The sequence below is a fragment of the Psychrobacter sp. 1U2 genome (genome assembly GCF_051847575.1).
Genome location: NZ_JBPYDC010000506.1, coordinates 1 through 1,015 on the forward strand (window position 1 = coordinate 1; position 1,015 = coordinate 1,015).

The 1,015-nt window shown below is 29.8% G+C and carries 1 protein-coding gene; it reads left to right on the plus strand.

Annotation, left to right across the window (positions count from 1 at the left end):
- Positions 1–1,015, plus strand: a 1,015-nt coding sequence (locus tag ACS8FD_RS16910; protein ID WP_439276696.1) for a GmrSD restriction endonuclease domain-containing protein, incomplete at both ends; no start/stop codon positions are given.

A 1,015-nucleotide genomic window follows, 5' to 3' on the forward strand; every position in this document is an offset into this window, starting at 1 on the left:
TTCAGATCTTGTCAAAAACTTACTTTTAAAAACTATAAAATCTTCGAATAATACTTATGATAGTCCAAAACAAGCTTGGAACATACTTATAAAAGGATTTGATGATATATCTGAGAATAATGCTATAGATACTTTTCTTTTGCATTACTGGATTTCAAAGCAAGAGTACACTACTGAAAAAAAATTGTTTGCATATGTCAAAGATTATGTGTTGAAATCACCTGAAAATGCGAAAGAGCTACTAGAGAGTTTAAGTCAATCTGCTATAGATTATTGCAAAATGCTTAGTCCTGAAAACATGTTATGGACTAAGGAGCAGTTTGAAATAAAACTTTCATTAGAATCCTTAAATAGTTTCAAAGTTAAACAGCAGTATTCATTCGTACTTTCTTTACTTTCGGCATATACACAAAGAAATATCACTTTAAAACAATTAAAAACTATGCTCAATAAAATCGAGCACTTTCATTTCGTATTTAATGCAATAACACAACAGCGTTCATCAGGAAGTATTGCGTCAATGTATTCACAACATGCAATTAATTTGTCTACTACTAATGATGAAAATGAAATTCAGAAAATTTTAACAAGCTTGAGTCGAAAACTAGAGGACAAGCTACCTTCATACGAAGAGTTTGAAGTCAAATTTTTAGAGCTGATTTATTTATCTAATAGAACTAAAAGCAAATCTATTATTAAATATGCCTTGAGAAGATTAGTTGGGAATAATACTAATGGTTTAGATATAGATCATGACAACTTAACAATAGAACATTTAATACCTGAAGCTAAAATAAAAACTGGAATGGATTCGGATATAATAGGTAGTATTGGAAATCTGATTTTAACAGATTCTAATACTAATGGTCATAGACTAAAAGATAAAGAGCCAGCTGAAAAAATAGATATATTGAGACAAGCAGGCTACCCATTATCTAAGTTCTTCTTAGACAACACTGTTTGGGATGAAAATGACGTTCTAGAACGTACTAAAAAATTGTCGAAGGCTCTATAT